This window comes from Anaerofustis sp. NSJ-163 (assembly GCF_024135845.1).
Classification (GTDB): Bacteria; Bacillota; Clostridia; order Eubacteriales; family Anaerofustaceae; genus Anaerofustis; species Anaerofustis butyriciformans.
This window is the reverse complement of the sequence record NZ_JAMYJV010000001.1, coordinates 82633-102439: the sequence shown is the minus strand read 5'-3', so window position 1 is coordinate 102439 and position 19807 is coordinate 82633. Positions and strand designations below refer to the sequence as shown.

The window sequence follows — 19807 nt, the reverse complement described above, 5'->3', positions numbered from 1 at the left end:
TATGAATTTTGTATAGTAGGTTTTATATAATATTTTTACAATATAATTTATAAACAAAGAAAATATACCTTATTTTAAATGCCTTAATTCTTTATCGGTATATTCTCTTAAAGTTTCTTCTTCAAGCATGTAAAAAGAATCTCCCAAGGAATCTTCTCTATATTTTCCGGTATTTTTTTCAACATTATAAATAACCGAACTAGCATAACTTATTCCTTTTTTAAAATCTATTTCCTTTGGATAGATTTCAAAAACAAATCTATAAGGTGTTTCAAAACATTTATAAAGTTTCATTTCAGGATTATTTTTTAATACTAATTCGTACGCAGCTTTTAAACTAATCATTTTATCCCTCTACTAATATATGATATATATAACAATAATATAAATTATAATGATTGTAATTTATAATAATTATAATTTATAATTATCTATTAATTTAAAATATAACTTTTTATTTTATCGTCTTCTATTATTTTGTTTATCTTTTTTAAAGTCTGTTTTATATCAAATAAAATAAGTTCTCTCCCACTTTTTCTATATAAGTTTACCTTTATATTCATTAGATAATAAGCTACTTTTTTTGCGTATTCAGGGTAATAATCTATCCAAATTTTAATGCTTTGGATAGTGTGCCTTGAAAGGATATAGTTTTTAATATCTATACAATTTAGGTATCCTTTTAGAAGAAAACTAAATTTATTATCCTTATATTTCTTTGAATATTTTGCGTTTTGCGCAATAAGGTAAATTGCAATATGTTTATGATATAGATTTTTACTATAAAGCATTTCTTTAAACACATCAAAATAGCAATACACATCTTCTTTTATTTTGCTTCTTTGTCTTAATATCAAAAATGAATTATAACGTAAATTATTATCTTCATTTTTAAGGTTATAGGTAAGTTCTTTTATCTCGTTTTTAGTTAAAATATTAGCAAGTTTATTTATATCATCTCTTGTAATATTTTTTACTTCCATTTATAAATCAATATCAATTAAAACAGGACAATGGTCAGAACCCATTACGTCAGAGCATATTTTTACGTCATTTATTTTATCTTTTATTCTATCGCTTACTATAAAGTAGTCAATTCTCCATCCGGCATTATTATTTCTTGCATTAAAACGATATGACCACCATGTATATACTCCCGTAGTGTCAGGATAAAGGTATCTGTATGAATCAACAAAACCTTTAGATAGTAAAGCTGTCATTTTATCTCTTTCTTCAATTGTAAATCCTGCATTTTTCTTATTTGTTTTAGGGTTTTTAAGGTCAATTTCAGTGTGTGCAACATTCAAGTCTCCACATAAAATAACAGGTTTTTTCTTATCAAGTTCGCATAAATAATCTGTAAAATAATCTTCCCATTCCATTCTGTAATCAAGTCTTTTTAATTCGTTTTGTGAATTTGGAGTATATACATTTACAAAATAGAAATTATCATATTCAAGAGTTACAACTCTTCCCTCTTTTGAAAATTTTTCATCATCAAGACCGTATTTTACGCTTATAGGTTCATTTTTAGCAAAGCACGCAGTCCCGGAATACCCTTTCTTTTCAGCATAGTCCCAGTAATCATGGTGGTTTTCCATTTCAAGTTCAATTTGTCCTTCTTGAAGTTTTGTTTCCTGCACTGCAAAAATATCTGCATCAATTTCATTAAAAAAGTCCATAAATCCTTTATTTACACAAGCTCTAAGCCCGTTTACATTCCATGTTACAAATTTCATTATTTTTTCCTCTCTTTATCTAAATTTTTTATATCTATATATTTATATTCATCTATGGTTAATGTATCTTTAAAATATATGTTAAATTTACTTGGTTTTTTTATTAGGTTTTCTTTTTCTATTTTACTTAGTCTTTTTATTCTATACTCAAGTTTGGAAGATAAAGCTCTGTTTTCACTTTCCCATACGGCTTCCAGTTTTTTTGCATGATGTTTTAGAGTATACTTGGCACATTTTTCTCCTCTTTCAAAATGCTCTTTCATTCTTCTTTTTACATCTGTTGTAATACCCGTATAGATTGAATTATCTTCACATCTTAACATATATGTATAATACATTTTATTCTCCCCATATGTTTTACTATGCTTATTATATACGATTAAATTTTTTTTACAACTTAATTTAAAATAAAAAAGAGGCTAAGCCTCTTTTAAAATACGACCATTCCATAAAATTTTATATCTTCATTTTTATAATCGTTTTTTTGTATAACAAAATCATTTTCACTATACCCCATGTTTAAAGCTGTTTTTAAAGCATCTATTCCACATCCCGACATTTGAGGTATAACCTCTCCTTTATGTTTACAATCCGGATAAGTGCATTTTTCATTATAAAATTCTTCACATGCATTACATACCTTAGCTCCAAAAATAAAGCACTCTTTATCTTCTTCCTTTAAGTATTTTTTTATTTCCCTAAGAACATTATCAACTTTATCCATATTTTCACACTGAATAAGCATACATTTTTTATATTCTTTTAATATATTTTCTATTTCCTTATATTGAGGAGAAGAAGGCGGACAGCCTTGCTTTTTATCATAAAAAGGACACCCCTCTTTGCATTTTTCTTTTGCATCATAAAGAATTACCACTGAGTTTGTATCTTTAATTTTTGCATTTAGTGAGCCAAACTCAACTGCTTTTTTAATTAATTGTTCCATAATTTATATATCCTTTTTATTTAATATTAAAATATATTGTATAATATCATATTTATAATATATAAAAAAAGGAGGGTATCCTCCTTTTTTATTCAATCATTATTAAACCATAGAAGTTTATTTTGGATTCACTCCAGTCCTTTCCTCCATCTTCACGAGGAAGAACTTTAAAACCGTCTTTTCTTCCCCATCCTTTTACGCCATGTTCTTCGTATCCGTTGTTAATCACCGTTTGTATAACATCTATACCGCTTCCGTCCATTTGAGGTATTACTTTATCTGCATGCTTACAATTTGGAAAAGTACATTCTTCGTTATATTCATCCCTGCATATTTCGCATTTTTTCGCACCAAATCCCAATGCTTTGTAATATCCGTTTTTACCAAGATAATCAAGCATTTTTCTTATTACTTTGTTTACATCGTATGGATCCAAACATTGTATAAGCAAAACATCTTTATAAACTTCTAAAAGTTCTCTTGTTTCTTTATATGTTGGTGCAATTGGAGGACAGCATTGTCTTTTATTATAATTCTTACAACCGTATTTACATTTATTTAAAGTCCATGGAGCAGTTACCACAGTTTCAGGGTCAATCATTTTTGCTGTTACAGCACCAAATTCTATTGCTTTTTTATCAAACTCTTCCATTTTTAATACATACCTTTTTACATTTCATCCGGACGTTTTGTATATCGTCTTATAACTATATCGTCAAGAACAGAATTGTTTCTGTGTGATAATACAAAAGTAATAATTTCTGCAATTTCTTCAGGTTTGCAAGACATATTTTCTTTTAAATCCCCTCTTGCAATTTTTGCCATTGGTGTTTCAACGGCAGAAGGGTATAAATTATGTACTCTTATGTCATCTTCAAATAACTCTATATTTAAAACTCCGTTTAATGCTTTTTGAGCAAATTTTGTAGAGCAGTACGCACCTTGATGATAATGAGGATAAACACCTGAAGATGAAACTATTGAAATTATATCGGCATTTTCTGATTCTTTTAACATTTCATAACAGGCCTGTGTCATTGCAAGATTTGAATATACGTTGATTTCGTATAACTTCATAAACTCTTCTTTTGTAACTTCTAAAAGAGGTTTTCTCAATGCAACTCCTGCGCTGTTTATTAATGTATCAAGCTTTCCAAATTCTTTTTTACAGTATGCTGCTATATTTTCACATACCTTTTTATCGCACAAGTTCCCTACATAATATTTTACATTTTCCCCAAGCTCATCACTTAGTTTTACAAGAGCTTCTTCGTTTATATCACAAAGCAGAACCTTCGCACCGTTTTTTACCATTTCTCTTACTATAACACTTCCTATTCCGCCTGTTGCTCCTGTTACGATTATTACTTTATCTTTTAAAGCGTTCATTTCTTCTCCTTTATTCAAGACCCATTTTTTCAGCAACCATGTCTGCTGCTATTCCGATTAGTTCAAGACAAGTTGTTCCACCGCTGTGTCTTTGTTCCAAAAGTTCGGGGCATCTTGAAAAATTATTTTTTTCTCTAAATTCTTCAACAAGTTCTTTTATTGTATCATAACTTTCTTTTTTGCTTTCTTGGTCACTTGGAATATCCCATTTACCAAGGTATCCTGAAACTATTGCCATACCAGAAACAGCACCGCATACTTCTCCTGCATATCCAAATCCACCGCCCATGTTTGCTACAAGTTTTGCAAGCTTGTCTTTTTCTATTCCAATTTCGTCGCTAAATGCCAAAACTACAGACTGGCAGCAGTTATATTTTTCATCATGAAATTTTTTTGCTCTTTCACCGTATTTTCCCATGTTCGTATCTCCTTTTTAAATCTTAATAACATAATTATGTTACCATTATTTCAACATTTTGTAAAGTAAATTTAATGTTATATAGTATAAACATTATGATGTTTCATAGGTGCTTTTTGTGTTTAAATTATAAATATATATTATATTTTACATAAATATTTTTTGTATAAATAAATATAGAGGTAAACTTATAATCATTATAAATAGTAATTATTAAATGAAAAATATACAGTAAAATATGTATAGAATTCCCTTTTTATATAGGTCTATCAATATAATCAAATCATGACAATTTCCATATAAATAAAAAAAGTTTACAAAAGTAACACAAAACTATTGAAATTATTTACGAAAAGATATATAATATACAAAAATAAAAAATGTACAATTAAATAGCGGAAGAGAATGATAGAGAAACCGCAACATATTACACTTATATTCGTAGGTGTTTTATGTTGTTTTTTTGTATTTATAAGGAGGAAGTAATGAAAGAAATTTATGATGTACTGGTTATCGGTGCAGGTGTTGTAGGCTGTTCAGCAGCAAGAGAACTTTCTAAGTACAATTTAGACATAGCAGTACTTGAAAAAAGAGAAGATGTTTCTTGTGGGACATCAAAAGCAAATTCCGGCATGATTCACGGTGGTTATGACGCTACATACGGAACACTTAAAGCTAAATTATCAAAAAGAGGAAACGAACTTTTTACAATTCTTGATAATGAACTTCACTTTGGTCATACAAGATGCGGTTCACTTGTTTTAGCTTTTGATGATGAAGATATTGAAACACTTAAAAAGCTTCAAGAAAACGGAAATAAAAACGGTGTAGAAACAGAAATAATCGATATTGACAGAATTCATGAAATAGAACCTAATATTTCAAACGAAGTTAAAGCTGCCCTATACTGTAAAACAGCAGGTATTGCAATGCCATTCCAATACTGTGTTGCATTAGCTGAAAATGCTATTGATAACGGTGTAGAATTCTTCTTAAACGAAGAAGTAACTGACATAACAAAAGAAAATAATGTATTTACAGTAAAAACAAAAGATAATGAATACAAAGCAAAATACGTTATTAACGCAGCAGGTGTTTATGCAGATAAAATTTCAAGCATGATTTGTGAAACAAACTTTAAAATCACACCAAGAAAAGGCGAATATATGTTACTTGATTCATGTGAATCTAGTAAAGTTCACCCGGTTATATTCCCTACTCCAAAAGCTCATTCAAAAGGTATTGCTCTTACAAGATCACATGACGGAAACGTACTTGTAGGACCAAATGCAGAATATGTTGATGATAAAGAAGATGTTTCAACAGACGCAAAAACTTTAGATGATGTTTGGAAACAAACAGATAGATTCCTTATAAATAAACTTGATAAAAGCAAAGTTATTACACAATTTGCAGGGCTAAGAGCCGTAACAGACTCTCAAGACTTCATAATCGAAGAAAGCTCAACAAAAGGCTTTATCAATGCCGCAGCAATTCAGTCTCCTGGATTTACTGTTTCTTATGCAATAGCAGAAATGCTTGTTGATATATTAAAAGAAGCAGGACTAAGTTTAGAAGAAAACAAAGACTTTAATCCTAACAGAAGAGGATATGTTGACATGGCAAAAATGTCACAAGATGAAATAAACGAATTAATTAAAAAAGACCCAAGATTTGCAAGAGTAATTTGTAGATGCGAAACAATTACAGAAGGTCAAATCGTTGATGTATTACACAGAGGTATTAAAGTAACAACTCTTGATGGTGTTAAGAGAAGAATGAGAGCCGGCATGGGAAGATGTCAAGGTGGGTTCTGTTCTCCAAGAGTAATGGAAATCATTAAGAGAGAATACGGAATGAACTACGAAGATGTTACTAAAAAAGGTAAAGAGTCTTATATCCTAACAGGAAAGCTTGGAAAGGGAGGCAAAAACTAATATGAAAAATTACGATTTAGTTATTATTGGCGGAGGTCCTGCGGGACTAAGCAGTGCGATTGCCGCAAAAGAAAACGGAGTTAAAGATATACTTATTCTTGAAAGGGACGTAAGACTTGGCGGTATCTTAAACCAATGTATACATAACGGTTTCGGACTTCACAGATTCAAAGAAGAATTAGCAGGTCCGGAATATGCGGGAAGAGATATAAAAACAGTTGAAGAACTTGGTGTTGATGTAATGCTTGACACTATGGTTATAAAACTTGAAGAAGACAAAACAATTCATTTTCTTAATAAAGAAATGGGATATCAAACAATAAAACCTACAGCTGTTATTCTTGCAACAGGATGCAGAGAAAGAACAAGAGGAGCCTTAAACACTCCTGGAGCAAGACCAAGCGGTGTTATGACTGCCGGTACAGCTCAAAGATTTATCAACATGGAAGGTTATATGGTTGGTAAAGAAGTTGTTATCTTAGGTTCAGGTGATATCGGATTAATTATGGCAAGAAGAATGACATTAGAAGGTGCAAAAGTAAAATGTGTTCTTGAGTTAATGCCTTACTCTAACGGACTACAAAGAAACATCGTTCAATGTCTTGATGACTTTAACATTCCTTTGAAACTTGCTCATACTGTTGTAGATATTAAAGGAAACGAAAGATTAGAAGCTGTTGTAGTTGCAAAAGTTGACGAAAACAGACAACCAATTCCTGGAACAGAAGAAACAATTCCTTGTGATACACTTCTATTATCAGTTGGTTTAATTCCTGAAAATGAACTTTCTAACATGGCAGGAATTGAAATTGACCCTAAAGTAAGAGGACCATTCGTATCTCAAAACAGACAAACAAGTATCCCTGGTGTATTTGCCTGTGGTAATGTTTTACAAGTTCATGATATGGTTGACTTCGTTTCAACAGAAGGATTTATTGCAGGAAAAGGTGCAGCCGACTATATTAAAAACGGCGATACAGTAAAAGAAGACTTAAAAACAAAAGCAGTTCTTCCTATCTCTTACACTATTCCTCAAAATATTTCAACAACAAACTTAGATGAAGATGTATCAATGTTTATGAGAGTAAACAGGGTTGTTCCAACAGGATTTGTTGTTGTAAAACTAAACGGTGAAGAAATATACAGAAAGAAAGAGCTTAAATTCTTACCTGGTGAAATGATTAACATAACAATTAAAAAAGATTTAATCAAAGACCAAAAAGGCGAACTTACATTTGAAATTGAGGAGGCAGAATAATGAAAAGAGAATTAACTTGTATATGCTGTCCAAGAGGTTGTAGTTTAACAGTTGAATACGAAGGAAAAGAAGTATTTTCAGTAGAAGGCAACTTCTGTCCAAGAGGTGATAAATACGCAAGAGAAGAAGTTGTAGAACCTAAAAGAGTTATAACTTCAACAGTAAAAGTTGAAGGAGGGAAAGACGCTGTAACAAGCGTAAGAACAAACGGAACTGTTCCAAAAGCAAAAATATTTGAAGTAATGGACGAAATAAACAGTATTACTTTAAAATCCCCTGTTAAAATCGGAGATATTGCTAAAAAAGATATCTGCGGTACCGGTGTTGACCTTGTTGTAACAAGAGATAATTAATAAATAATAATAAAATGTAAAATCCATTAAAAACCCGATATAATTTAAAGTTATATTGGGTTTATTTTTTTTGTTCTTAATGATATAATATATCAGGAATTTGGAGGATAATGTACATATGAACAATAATTTTTTTGAAGCACTAAAGAGAAATCCTATTATTGCATCTGTTAGAACAGAAGAAGAAGTTGACAGAGCCATAAAAAGCAAAGCAGAAGCAGTATTTATAATCCATATAGACATGAATCATTTAATAGAACAAGTAAGAAAAATAAAGAAAGCCGGAAAACTTGTTTTTATACATGTTGATTTAATACCGGGCTTTTCATCTTCACCTTTGGCACTGGAATACATTTATAAACTTACAAAACCCGATGGAATACTTACAACAAAAAAATCAATAATAAATAAAGCAAAATCACTTAACTTAATAAGCATACTTAGAGTTTTTGTTATTGACTCCCCTACAATTTCATCTTGTTCAAAACTTATAAAAGAAGTAAAACCGGATGTTGTTGAAATATTACCGGGGATTGCTCCAAAAGCAATAAGAAAAATAAAAGAAAAAGTTAATATACCTATAATATCGGGTGGTTTAATAGAATATAAAGAAGAAGTTATCGACTGTATAAAAAGCGGTGCAATTGCAGTATCTTCTTCAAGTGATAAATTAATTAAAAAAAATAAAGTCCGATATTAAAATATTTTATATCGGACTTTTTATATTGAAAGGTAGTTTTATGAAAGAAAAACATTTAGGTCGTGTTCATACTTTTTTAAGAATATTTTTTATAATATTATTATTTATTATTCAAATTTTTTGTATGTTTATTTTTACGTATTTATTAAAAAAACATGCTGTTTTTGCCTATGTAATAATTGAAATATTTAGTATTTTGGTTTTAATTCATTTAATGGCCGATGAAAGAAACTCCGCATATAAAATGTTATGGATTGGTATAGTTCTGCTTCTTCCAATTGTTGGACATATTATGTATGATTTATGGGGAAAATCTCATTCACATATAAGAAAACATACTAAAATGCAGGATGAAATAGATAAGGTAAATTCTTATCAAAATATGGACGGAAAGGTTTTAAGTGAAATAGAAGATGATGATTCACAACGCTTATCTTCATATCTTACAAACTACTCCTTCCCTCCTTATAAAAACAATTCACTTGACTTTTATTATTCAGGTGAAGAAACCTTTGAAAATATAGTTAAAGATATAAAAAATGCCGGGAAGTTTATCTTTATAAGCGTTTTTACTCTTTCAAAAGGTGACTTGTTTGATAAAATATTTAATATTTTAAAACAAAAAGCAAGTGAAGGCGTTGAAGTAAAGATTATGTATGATGATGTAGGGTCTATTTTAAAAATCCCCGCAAACGTAAAAAAACGTCTTGAAGAACAAGGTATAGAAGTTACCATATTTAATGCAATACACAAAAATGCATCAAAACAATATTATAATTATAGACTTCACCAAAAGATAATTATAATTGACGGAAACATATCTTATACAGGCGGAATCGACATAAAAGATAATAATTGGAACAACATCTTACATGAAAGCTATAAAGACTGTTCTCTTAAAATTACAGGAGATGCAACTTGGAGTTTTACATTAGTATTTATAGGAATGTGGAATACAACTGACCATAAAATAAGTGATATAGAAAAATACAGACCAAGTCATGATATAAGAAATGATGTAATATGCCAGCCTTTTGCAGACGGACCTTCAAATTATGTTCAATTTGCGGAAGATATGTATAAATATCTTATAAATACAGCAAAAGATACTTTATATATAACCACACCGTGCTTAAATTTGGACGATGAAATGATAGACGTACTTTGTTTATGCGGTAAAAGCGGTGTAGATATAAGAATTGTTACACCAAAACATTTCGATAAGAAAACAAACAAATATTTAAGTGAATTTAACTTTGGAAGACTTTTAAAAAACGGTGTAAGAATTTACGAATACAATAAAGGATATTTGCATAGTAAAATTATTTTAAATGATTTTGCGGGAATAATAAGCACAATAAACATGAATTTCAGAAGTTTTTATATTCAATATGAAAACGGAGTTTTTATAACAGACAAACCTTTCATTAAAGATATAAAAACACAGATTGATGATATTATGAAAGACTGCGATGAAATTACTTATGATGAATGGCTTCATCGCTCAAAGAAAACAAAAATAATTCAATATGTTTTAAATGTATTCAAATGTCAACTATAAAGAAACTTATTTGGAAAGGAAGAAAATATGCAAAAAAGCAAAATTGCAATAAATACGGCTTTTATATTTATTTTACTTGAACTTGTTATAGGAATATTACAAAAGTTTATAACTCTTCCGGATTTATTTGAAACGGTTAAATCAACATTTCTTGGAATAGGAGTAATAGCACTTATATTTTATTTCATATTTAGAATAAAAGAAAAATAATTAAAACAGTCTAAGCTGTTCTATATTATTATAATGTTCGTTTATTTTTTTCATGTAATTTGAACTAATATTATATTTCTTTCTTATAAAATATATCTTTTTATTAAGATTTGTTAAATATTCTTTATTTAAAGTAGAGGAACTTTCATAAAGTTTCTCTATTTTTTTATATTCTTCACTAAAATTTTTTCTAATAAAATTAAGAAAATAACTTCTTGTCTGCCCTCTTAAGTTTAAAGAGCCAGTTAAAATATAGTCTACGTTTATTTGTTTTCCTAAATAAAAAATTTTATCTATATTATCTATGCTATCTGTAATATATGGAATAATTGGCATCATATGAATAGCAGTATTTGCATTTGTCTTTCCTATTTCTTTTAACATATTAATCCTTTGAATACTGCTTTTAGAATAAGGCTCAATTAATTTTCTTATTTTTTCGTCCATTACCGTTATTGTTGAAGCAATATTCACATATGTTTTCTTTGAAAGCTTTTCAATTAAATCAATATCTCTTAAAATTAAATCGGATTTTGTGGAAATAGTAATAGGCTGATTATATTTAATCATAAGTTTTAATACTTCTCTCATTAGTCCATATTTTTCTTCCAAAGGCTGATATGAATCCGTTACACTTCCCATATTTATGATTTTATCGTCTTTTTTCTTTCTAAGCTCCTTTTCCAATACTTCAAGTATATTTTTCTTTACAAATATATCATTAAAGAAATCAGTTGAACCTAAGTAACTATTTGAATAAAGAGCATAGCAATAACTGCATTTATGAGAACATCCTCTGTAAATATTTAAATCCAAACTGTACGGAAGCCTTGATTTTGAAAGTTTGTTTATTGCCGTTTTACATTTAATTTCGTTTATTTTCATTTGAATCACCATACAGAACTTTTGTTCGTATATATTATAACGGTAAAAAAATGGTTTTACAATAATAAATTTAAAATAAATTTAATTTATTTTAAGTAACAATACTTATAAAGTTTAACGTTAAACATATTATTGAAATAGATAAAAAAAAGAAAAATCCTTTTTTATCTCCTTTGTTTTTAAATTCGAAACTTTTAACTAAAACTAAAGTAAAAAAGAAAAATTGCATTAAAAGCAAACTTAAATTTTGAGGCATAATTATTTCGAAAATATTAAAAACGCCAAAAATAATCATGAGTATTAATAATATAATATTTATAATATTTTTTAATTTCATTTTTTCCCTTTTTTTATCATAATTTTTCATATTATATCATCATAAAAAAAACAATACTATTAACAATAACTAAACATATATTAACAATATCTAAAAAAAGACATTTCAAAATGAAATATCTTTTAATTTTCTTTTATTTTACTCTATAAAAAACAAATCTGATTATTTTACGATGGAATACATCAAGCTATCCATTATTTTACCATTTTTAAATATGCTTTTTTCTTTTCTGCCTTCTAATTTAAAGCCGTTATTTTCTAGAACTTTTTTTGATGGAATGTTTGTTTCAAATATTTCTGCTTCTATTCTTATTATATCCATTCTTTCAAAAGCTTCTTTCATAACCATTTTTACAGCTTTTTTCATTATTCCTTTATTTTGGAATTCTTCCCCTATCCAGTATCCTATTTCTGCAGTTTTTCTATTTACATCATTTAGTTTTATAACGGATATGCTTCCCACTGCTTTTCCGTTTACCGTTATGGCTTTTAATATATTGTTAATATCATTATTAATACAGTCTTTTATGAAAAATTCAGCATTTTCCTTTGTATAAGGATAAGGAAAAATATCTCTTAAATTATCGGCAATACGTTTATTATTTGCGTATTTTACCACATCATCTACATATTTTAAATCCCATTGTTCAATTTTAAAATCCATTATTACCAGTCCTTGCAAACATCAACCCAATCTAAAGCATTTGAATATTTAAACAAATCTTCCATATTAAGTTCTATTGCTGAATTAGAACTTCCACAAGCAGGAAATACCGTATCAAATCTTTTTAGAGATTCATCAAGATATGTTTTTACTTTTTCAGGGTTTGCAAAAGGACATACACCTCCTATTTTATGATTTGTATATTTTTCAACGTCTTCCATAGATAACATCTTTGCCTTTTGTGAAAATCTTGTTTTAAATTTTTTATTGTCAATTTTAGCATCTCCTGCAGCAACAACAAGAATACATCCTCCTTCTTCTTCATTTTTATCATAAAAAGAAAGAGTTTTTGCAATTCTTGCTCCTGTTGTTCCAAGTGCTTTTGCAGCAAGCTCTACTGTTGCGCTTGAAGTTTCAAACTCCATGACTTTATCTTTCATATTAAATTTATCAAAATATTCTTTTACTAAATCTATTGCCATACTTTCCTCCAAAATATAAACTATTTTAATATTATATCACAAATAAAAAGGGATAGATTAATTTCTATCCCTTTAAATATTAAATATAATTATATCTGTTTTTTTCTTTAATTATGAAGAACAAAGAAACCATTAATGCAAGTATCTCTGCTGTCGGTATTGCAAGCCACATTCCGTCAACTCCCATAAACAAAGGAAGAAGCATAATTGCACCTGATATAAAAACGAATGTTCTCATAAATGATATTATCGCTGAAACCTTACCGTTTGAAAGAGCCGTAAACATTGCAGAGGCAAAAATGTTAAATCCTGAAAACAAGAATGTTATAGAGAATAACAAGTATGCTCTTGTTGCTATTGTATAAACTTCGCTGTTTACAGGTATAAATATAGTTACAACCTTAGATGAAAATAACAATGATAGAATAAATATACATATTACAGATACCAAAATTATTCTAATACTGTTTTTAAAGGCTTTTTGAAGCTGTTTTTTGTTTTCGCTTCCAAAGTTATAACTAAATATCGGAGCAACCCCGCTTGAAAATCCCATATACATTGAATTAAACAAGAACTGCGCATAGAGAAGCAGTGATATTGCGGCAACTCCGTTTTCTCCAAGCATTTTCATTAATGATATATTAAACATCCAGTTTGTAATACACATTGAAATATGTCCAACCATTTCCGATGCACCGTTAAACATAGCTTCAGTTATTACTTTAGGGTTTTTGTCTATTTTTGAAAAATGAAGTCCTTTTTTGTTTATTATAAAAAATATTAATCCCGATGTTGCAGGAATCATATATCCTATAACCGTTCCCCATGCAGCACCTTTTATTCCCATATTTAAAGGAACCATAAATACATAATCAAGTATTATGTTTGTTATTCCTGCAAGAACAGTAAAAAATAGTCCTAAGTTTGGCTTTCCGGCAGTTACAAAAAGGCTGCTAAATACAAGTTGAAGCATTAAAAGTGGAGCAAATCTTAAATTTATGCTCAAATAATCATGGCAATATCCAAATAATATTTCACTTGCACCTAAAAAATTTATTATTTTATCTAAAAATAATACAGAAAATATAGACATTATCATGCTTATTACAATAATTGTAATTACAATAAGAGATAAATCTCCATTTGCTTCTTCGTCTTTTTTCTGCCCTATCTTTTTTGCTATTATGGCACTTCCTCCGGTACCGAACATAATTCCAACCCCGAAAAATAAATTTAAAAGAGGTTCTATTATGTTAATTGCACTTAGTCCGTTAACCCCTACTATTCTTGATATAAATACTCCGTCAACTATTGTGTAAAGAGACATGAACAGCATCATAATAATAGTGGGAAAACTAAACTTAATTAAAGATATAAGATTAAATTCTTTTGCTATATTATTATTCATTATTCATTCCTCCTTATAATTTCACTTTGAACATTATAAACCTTCAAGTAACTTGAATGTCAAGAGTAAAATATATATAATATAGATAAAATTAATTTTGAGGTAATAAAATGGAAAACAAATATAATATAGGGCTGATTTCCAAAATTCTAAATATACCAAGATCAACTCTAAGATACTGGGAAAGCGAAGGGCTGATAAACTTAAAAAGAAATAAAGAAAATGATTATAGGGAGTTTGATGTTTCATCAATATTTGAAATCCTCGACATAGCTTTATACAGAAAACTAAATATTTCTATAAAAGAAATAAAAAAAATGGAAAATCAAAATGTTAATGAAATAGAAAAAGTTTTAATCAAAAACAAAGAAAACATAGATAAAAATATTAACGAACTAAAATATACAAAAACATTAATCGAAAAAAGAATTAATCAAATACAAATTTATTATGAACTTATAAATAACCCTTATCAAAAAGCAGATAAAATAGAAAATATAAAATATATCGTAAACTTTGATATAAATAACAAAAAAATTCTTTCAAAATATATAAACTCTCCCGAAAACTTTGTATTTTATAAAGAAAAGAACGAAGAAATGAAATACGGTTTTATATTAAATAGTATAAACAAAGAAGATAAAATTCTTTGGCAGGAAAAAGAAGACAAAAACAAGAAATATGTAAAATTTATCTTAAAACAAGATTATTATAACCTAAATACAAATTTAGATTTTCATATTAAAAACTTAACTGATATGGGCTATAAAACAGGTAAAATGATTGCAAAGTATTTAATGACGGATTTCGAGGGTAAAAAGTACGATTACTATGAAACATATATGGAAATAAAATAAAAAAAGGACCTGACAGTCCTTTTTTACATTATGCCAAGATCCATAAGAACATCTTCAGCATTTGTTGCAGCTTTAACTTTACCATAAACTTTTTCTATATTTCCTTGTTCATCGATAATATAAGTAGTTCTTACTACACCCATGCTTTTTTTACCGTACATATTCTTTTCTTTCCACACATCATAAGACTGAATTGCTTTAAGTTCAGGGTCTGAAAGAAGAATAAAAGGTAAATCATGTTTATTTATAAAATTAGAATGAGACTTTTCACTGTCTTTGCTTATTCCGATTACAACAATGTCGTTATCTTTGTATTTATCATAGTTGTCTCTAAATCCACAGGCTTGTTTTGTACATCCAGGAGTATTATCCCTTGGATAGAAATAAAGAACAACTTTCTTTCCTAAAAAATCAGATAAACTTACTTCTTTTCCGTCTTTATCGTTAAGTGTAAAATCAGGTGCTTTTATACCTTGTTCTAACATAATATTCCCTCCTTAAATTTTGAAGAAAACAAAATTATTTTCATTTGAATATTCTTCACTGAAACTATATCCATTATAACAAAATTCTTTTAATTTATCACTATTATTTATCTTTTTATCAACTATATACCTTACCATTTCCCCTCTTAGCATTTTAGCTTCAGTTGCAATAGTCCTAATTTTCCCTTTATGAAAACTCTTAAAATCAACTGTGATAAATTTATCTTCATCTTTTAAATATGGCGTAATAACTTTTGAATATTCCTTTGAGGCAAGATTGATTACTTCTTCATTATCCTTATATAATTCCTTATAAATACTGTCTGCCCAGAATTTATATAAATTTTTACCGTCTATATCAAGTTTACACTGCATTTCAAGTCTATAGGGACAAATACCGTCATAAGGTTTTAATATGCCGTATAAACCGCTTATTACCCTAATGGTAGAGTTTACAAACTCATAATCTTCTTCCTTAAATTCTTCTGCTTTTATATGTGTATATTGAAGACCGTTATAAGATAATATTGCAGGTATTTCATGCTTAAAATCAAAGAAATCATTATAGTAAACAAAAGTTTCCATTGCTATTTTTGGATTTACTTTCATAATACTTTCTATTTCCATAGGCGAAAACTTCTTTATTATTTTTGCAAGCTGTTTTGCCTTATTAAAAAATACAGGAGTTGTAATTTCCTTTTTTTCATCATATGCAATTTTCATTTTCTTTGCAGGTGAAATTATTACTTTCAATGTTAAACCTCTTTTATAAAAAATTTACGAATGCTCCCGCAAGAACCACAGTTATAAGTCCCGATACGGCTACGGAAAGTCCGCTCATAGCACCTTCGACTTCTCCCATTTCAAGAGCCTTGGCTGTTCCTACCGCATGAGCAGCTGTTCCTATTGCAAGCCCTTTAGATATAGGGTGCTTAATCTTAAATATTTTTAGGATATATTCTCCCATTAAATTCCCAAGTATTCCGGTTATTATTATTACGGCAACCGTTATTGAAGCAATTCCTCCGAATTGTTCACTTACAGTCATTCCTATTGCCGTAGTAATTGACTTTGGAAGAAGAGTAACATATTGCTCATGAGTCAAAGCAAATAAGTATGAAAACAATAAAATACTTCCAAGACTTGAGAGTACTCCTGCAGTTATCCCTATTATAATTGCTTCAAAATTGTGTTTAAGTGTTTCAAATTCTTCGTATAAAGGTATTGCAAGACATATTGTCGCAGGGGTTAGGAAGTAGCTTATATATTTTGCGCCCTCATAATAAACATCATAGTCAATTTTAAAAACACTTAATATAATACTTACAAAAATAATGCCAATAAGTATAGGATTAAAAACATTTAACTTTGTTTTTTTTCTTATTATATCCCCTAAAAAATACCCAAGTATTGTTATTAAAACCGCAAAATAAAGAGAATTTTTAATTATTTCCATTATTCACATTCTCCTTATCTTTATTTATTACAAATTGTGAAACATGCGCCGTTACAACCATAACAATAATTGTAGTTACAAAAACGATTATTGTCATAGGAAACAAAAATTCCTTTAAAACCGTAAATAACGTAACTATTTCTACTCCTATAGGAACGAACATTATAGGCATTGTATCCAGTAAAAAACCGCCAACGTCTTTTATATAACTTAATTTAAGTATATTTGATTTTAGAAGTATCAGCATTATTACAAGACCGTATATACTGCTTGGAATCGGAAGCGGTATTATATAATTTAACAGCTCACTTACAAAAGTTATTAAACAAATGATTAAAAATTGATAAAAATATTTCATATTATGCCTTTCTAAAATGTATTTTGAAAATTAATTATATATTAAATATGAAAATTTTTAAAGTTTTTTACATTCCAAAACAAAACTTTTAATATTTTTTTTGCTGTCTTTAATCTTATATAATTTGCCTTTCTATTATATAAAATTTAACTTAATTATTGTTAAAAAGCATAAAGTATTTACTTTAATTTTACAAATATTTTAAATAAAAAAGACACATAACGTGTCTTTAAAAGCCTAAATAAAACATATAGAAAGCTATGAGAAGCATTAAAATTGAAAGTAGGATTTTTACTACAAACTGTACTTTTGCATATTTTTCACTTTTGTTCAAATTTTTTGTAAATCCAATGCCGGTACCTACAAGAACTGTTAATATACCGTGTCCCACAGAATAACAAAATAACATTATTATTCCCATTAATAAACTTCCCTTTGATGCAACAAAACTTAAAATAACAACCAAAGCGGGAGTTGAACAGGGAGAAGAAAAAACACCTGCAAGTATACCGCATATAAATGCTCCTATATATCCCGTTTTACCGTTTTTTGCAACCAAGTTTGTTGAGGGTATAAAATTATAAAGTTCCAATGTTTGAAGAGCCATTAAAACCATTATTATTCCAAGAAAAATATAAAACCATTTACCTGAAAGAGAAAGTATGTTTCCTATCAGTGCTGAAACTACACCAAAAAGCGTAAATGTAAGTGCTGTTCCAAGAGCAAATACAACGCTTAATAAAAATAGGTTTTTCGTTTCTTTTTTGCTGTTTAACCCTACATAACCTACTATCAAAGGTATTGAGGATAAGGAACATGGAGTAAATGAAACCAATATTCCTGCCAAAAAAGCAAATAATGGAGCAAAAGCAGAGCTTGAAGCTATTATGTTTGATAAACTTTCTATTAGTTGATTCATATTATTCTACTCCCAAATCTTTAAATATTGCTCTGAATTCTTCTTCGCTTAATATTCCCTCTCTTGCGGTAAATAAATGTTCATTAGTATCTTTAGATGTATACTTTACAAGCTCTACTGTTGGAGTTTGTGTTGGTGAATAAGGTTTGCCGTTTTTATCAAAGAAGAAAATAGTCGGTGTAACTCTTATTGGAAAATCTTCTATACCGCTGACATTAGCATCTATATTAATTGTTTTAATGATAATTTTTCCTTGATACTCTTTTGCAAGATTATGTATTGTAGGTTCCATTTCTCTGCATGGAGGACATGTTGAACTTGAAAAATTTAGAATGATTGGAAGATTTTGTTTTTTAAGTTCATCCATATTAAGACTTGTTATATTTATGTTATCATCTACCTTTTTGCTTTCTTCAATATTTTTAAATATATATATTCCACCGATTACTAAAACAATTAAAATCGGGACTATTACTCTTAAGACTTTTTTATTCATATTCCATCTCCTTTCATTTAGTTTATATAGTTTATCATATAATTTGTATTTTGTTAACCATAACAAACAACTTTTTTAGAATTATTTTAATTTACATTATTTCCTCCACATAAATTATATGCTTAAAATAATAAAAAACCTGCAAATATAAATATTTACAGGTTTCTATTTTATAAATTATACATATGATTTAAAGGTCCACTTCCCCTTCCAAGATCTAACCCTGCCTTTAGGGCTCCTGTTATATAATTTTTTGCATTTTTAATGCTTTCTTCTTTAGAATAGCCCATTGCAAGATTACAAGCAATTGCAGAAGAAAGAGTACAGCCTGTTCCGTGAGTATTATTAGTATCTACTCTATCTCCCTTAAACCAGAAAATTTCTCCATTATCATATAAAAGATCATTTGCGTTTTTATCATAATGACCGCCTTTTATAAGAATTGCACTGTCAATGTTTTTAGATATTTCTTTTGCTGCATTAATCATGTCTTCATCACTTTTTATACTCATACCCGATAAAACTTCAGCTTCGGGAATATTAGGAGTGATTATTGTTCCAAGTGGAAGAAGTCTGTTTATTAAAGTATCTTTTGCTTCATCACTTATAAGCTTACTTCCGCTTGTTGCAACCATTACAGGATCAACAACAATATTTTCTGCTTTATACTCAATTAGTTTATCTGCTATGGCATTGATTATATCGCTGTTTGAAACCATACCAATTTTTACCGCATCAGGTCTTATATCAGTAAAAATGCAATCAATTTGATTTTTTACAAAGTCTGCATCTGCATCTAAAACACCGTAAACTCCTGTTGTGTTTTGTGCTGTTAGAGCCGTTATTGCACTCATCGCATAAAGTTTATGAGCTGTTATTGTTTTTATATCGGCTTGTATTCCGGCTCCTCCGCTTGAATCAGAACCAGCTATTGTTAAAACCTTTTTCAT

General features: G+C 28.6%; 27 protein-coding genes. 7 read left to right on the top strand and 20 right to left on the bottom strand.

The features are described 5' to 3' along the window. Positions 1–69 precede the first annotated feature (69 nt). The 8 genes from M6G78_RS00535 to M6G78_RS00500 all read right to left on the bottom strand — a co-directional run bounded on the left by M6G78_RS00535 (position 70) and on the right by M6G78_RS00500 (position 4492). The gene (locus tag M6G78_RS00535) at positions 70–345 is read right to left on the bottom strand and encodes a hypothetical protein (protein WP_253229271.1); all 276 of its coding nucleotides are present in this window, start codon (positions 343–345) and stop codon (positions 70–72) included. Positions 346–434: 89 nt separating this feature from the next. Continuing rightward, entirely contained in the window at positions 435–983 is a 549-nt protein-coding gene (locus M6G78_RS00530) for a hypothetical protein (protein ID WP_253229270.1), read from the bottom strand. Next, a complete protein-coding gene (locus M6G78_RS00525) occupies positions 984–1739 on the bottom strand; it encodes an exodeoxyribonuclease III (RefSeq protein ID WP_253229269.1) in 756 nt (251 codons plus the stop codon). After that, complete coding sequence (locus tag M6G78_RS00520) at positions 1739–2077, bottom strand: GIY-YIG nuclease family protein (RefSeq protein WP_253229268.1); 339 nt, start codon at positions 2075–2077, stop codon at positions 1739–1741. The genes M6G78_RS00525 and M6G78_RS00520 overlap by 1 nt, the downstream gene beginning before the upstream one ends. Positions 2078–2169: 92 nt before the next feature. Continuing rightward, the gene (locus M6G78_RS00515; RefSeq protein ID WP_253229267.1) at positions 2170–2685 is read right to left on the bottom strand and encodes a DUF2284 domain-containing protein; all 516 of its coding nucleotides are present in this window, start codon (positions 2683–2685) and stop codon (positions 2170–2172) included. An 88-nt stretch (positions 2686–2773) separates the two neighbouring features. Continuing rightward, on the bottom strand, positions 2774–3337 hold the full coding sequence (locus tag M6G78_RS00510; RefSeq protein WP_253229266.1) for a DUF2284 domain-containing protein: 564 nt from the start codon (positions 3335–3337) through the stop codon (positions 2774–2776). A gap of 17 nt (positions 3338–3354) precedes the next feature. After that, the gene (locus tag M6G78_RS00505; RefSeq protein ID WP_253229265.1) at positions 3355–4074 is read right to left on the bottom strand and encodes an SDR family oxidoreductase; all 720 of its coding nucleotides are present in this window, start codon (positions 4072–4074) and stop codon (positions 3355–3357) included. Positions 4075–4084: 10 nt separating this feature from the next. Then, the gene (locus M6G78_RS00500) at positions 4085–4492 is read right to left on the bottom strand and encodes a C-GCAxxG-C-C family protein (RefSeq protein ID WP_253229264.1); all 408 of its coding nucleotides are present in this window, start codon (positions 4490–4492) and stop codon (positions 4085–4087) included. Between the two features lie 485 nt (positions 4493–4977). Here M6G78_RS00500 and M6G78_RS00495 point away from each other — a divergent pair, with 485 nt between their 5' ends. The 6 genes from M6G78_RS00495 to M6G78_RS00470 all read left to right on the top strand — a co-directional run bounded on the left by M6G78_RS00495 (position 4978) and on the right by M6G78_RS00470 (position 10511). Further along, a complete protein-coding gene (locus M6G78_RS00495; RefSeq protein ID WP_253229263.1) occupies positions 4978–6429 on the top strand; it encodes an NAD(P)/FAD-dependent oxidoreductase in 1452 nt (483 codons plus the stop codon). Position 6430: 1 nt separating this feature from the next. Then, positions 6431–7687 (top strand): NAD(P)/FAD-dependent oxidoreductase, encoded by a 1257-nt coding sequence (locus M6G78_RS00490; RefSeq protein WP_253229262.1) that lies wholly within the window; start codon positions 6431–6433, stop codon positions 7685–7687. Further along, on the top strand, positions 7687–8040 hold the full coding sequence (locus M6G78_RS00485; protein WP_138269537.1) for a DUF1667 domain-containing protein: 354 nt from the start codon (positions 7687–7689) through the stop codon (positions 8038–8040). The genes M6G78_RS00490 and M6G78_RS00485 overlap by 1 nt, the downstream gene beginning before the upstream one ends. A 118-nt stretch (positions 8041–8158) precedes the next feature. After that, positions 8159–8740 (top strand): glycerol-3-phosphate responsive antiterminator, encoded by a 582-nt coding sequence (locus M6G78_RS00480; RefSeq protein WP_253229261.1) that lies wholly within the window; start codon positions 8159–8161, stop codon positions 8738–8740. Between the two features lie 40 nt (positions 8741–8780). After that, a complete protein-coding gene (locus tag M6G78_RS00475; protein ID WP_253229260.1) occupies positions 8781–10301 on the top strand; it encodes a phospholipase D-like domain-containing protein in 1521 nt (506 codons plus the stop codon). A 27-nt stretch (positions 10302–10328) separates the two neighbouring features. Then, entirely contained in the window at positions 10329–10511 is a 183-nt protein-coding gene (locus tag M6G78_RS00470; protein WP_253229259.1) for a hypothetical protein, read from the top strand. On the opposite strand, the gene M6G78_RS00465 is transcribed toward M6G78_RS00470, so the two are convergent. The 5 genes from M6G78_RS00465 to M6G78_RS00445 form a co-directional block, all read right to left on the bottom strand. After that, positions 10512–11396 (bottom strand): radical SAM protein, encoded by an 885-nt coding sequence (locus tag M6G78_RS00465; RefSeq protein ID WP_253229258.1) that lies wholly within the window; start codon positions 11394–11396, stop codon positions 10512–10514. Between the two features lie 91 nt (positions 11397–11487). Further along, positions 11488–11763, bottom strand: a complete 276-nt coding sequence (locus M6G78_RS00460; protein WP_253229257.1) for a hypothetical protein — start codon at positions 11761–11763, stop codon at positions 11488–11490. 132 nt (positions 11764–11895) lie between these two features. Continuing rightward, a complete protein-coding gene (locus M6G78_RS00455; protein WP_253229256.1) occupies positions 11896–12396 on the bottom strand; it encodes a GNAT family N-acetyltransferase in 501 nt (166 codons plus the stop codon). Between the two features lie 2 nt (positions 12397–12398). After that, positions 12399–12878: a YbaK/EbsC family protein gene (locus tag M6G78_RS00450; protein WP_138269531.1), complete on the bottom strand. Its 480-nt coding sequence runs from the start codon at positions 12876–12878 to the stop codon at positions 12399–12401. A 79-nt stretch (positions 12879–12957) separates the two neighbouring features. Further along, positions 12958–14286 (bottom strand): MATE family efflux transporter, encoded by a 1329-nt coding sequence (locus M6G78_RS00445; RefSeq protein WP_253229255.1) that lies wholly within the window; start codon positions 14284–14286, stop codon positions 12958–12960. Positions 14287–14396: 110 nt separating this feature from the next. Between M6G78_RS00445 and M6G78_RS00440 the strand changes: the two genes are divergently transcribed. Beyond that, a complete protein-coding gene (locus tag M6G78_RS00440) occupies positions 14397–15143 on the top strand; it encodes a MerR family transcriptional regulator (RefSeq protein WP_253229254.1) in 747 nt (248 codons plus the stop codon). Between the two features lie 23 nt (positions 15144–15166). On the opposite strand, the gene bcp is transcribed toward M6G78_RS00440, so the two are convergent. The 7 genes from bcp to thiD all read right to left on the bottom strand — a co-directional run bounded on the left by bcp (position 15167) and on the right by thiD (position 19807). Beyond that, positions 15167–15628 carry a thioredoxin-dependent thiol peroxidase gene (bcp, locus tag M6G78_RS00435; RefSeq protein ID WP_138269485.1) on the bottom strand — a complete coding sequence of 154 codons (462 nt, stop codon included), beginning with the start codon at positions 15626–15628 and terminating at the stop codon, positions 15167–15169. 12 nt (positions 15629–15640) lie between these two features. Beyond that, a complete protein-coding gene (gene yaaA, locus M6G78_RS00430; protein ID WP_138269486.1) occupies positions 15641–16381 on the bottom strand; it encodes a peroxide stress protein YaaA in 741 nt (246 codons plus the stop codon). 13 nt (positions 16382–16394) lie between these two features. After that, positions 16395–17084: an LrgB family protein gene (locus M6G78_RS00425; RefSeq protein ID WP_253229253.1), complete on the bottom strand. Its 690-nt coding sequence runs from the start codon at positions 17082–17084 to the stop codon at positions 16395–16397. Further along, the gene (locus tag M6G78_RS00420) at positions 17071–17442 is read right to left on the bottom strand and encodes a CidA/LrgA family protein (RefSeq protein WP_253229252.1); all 372 of its coding nucleotides are present in this window, start codon (positions 17440–17442) and stop codon (positions 17071–17073) included. The genes M6G78_RS00425 and M6G78_RS00420 overlap by 14 nt, the downstream gene beginning before the upstream one ends. A 229-nt stretch (positions 17443–17671) precedes the next feature. Continuing rightward, positions 17672–18361, bottom strand: coding sequence for a cytochrome c biogenesis protein CcdA (locus M6G78_RS00415; protein WP_253229251.1), 690 nt, complete (start codon positions 18359–18361; stop codon positions 17672–17674). Between the two features lies 1 nt (position 18362). Further along, positions 18363–18857, bottom strand: coding sequence for a co-chaperone YbbN (locus M6G78_RS00410; protein ID WP_253229250.1), 495 nt, complete (start codon positions 18855–18857; stop codon positions 18363–18365). 170 nt (positions 18858–19027) lie between these two features. Beyond that, entirely contained in the window at positions 19028–19807 is a 780-nt protein-coding gene (gene thiD / locus M6G78_RS00405; RefSeq protein ID WP_253229249.1) for a bifunctional hydroxymethylpyrimidine kinase/phosphomethylpyrimidine kinase, read from the bottom strand.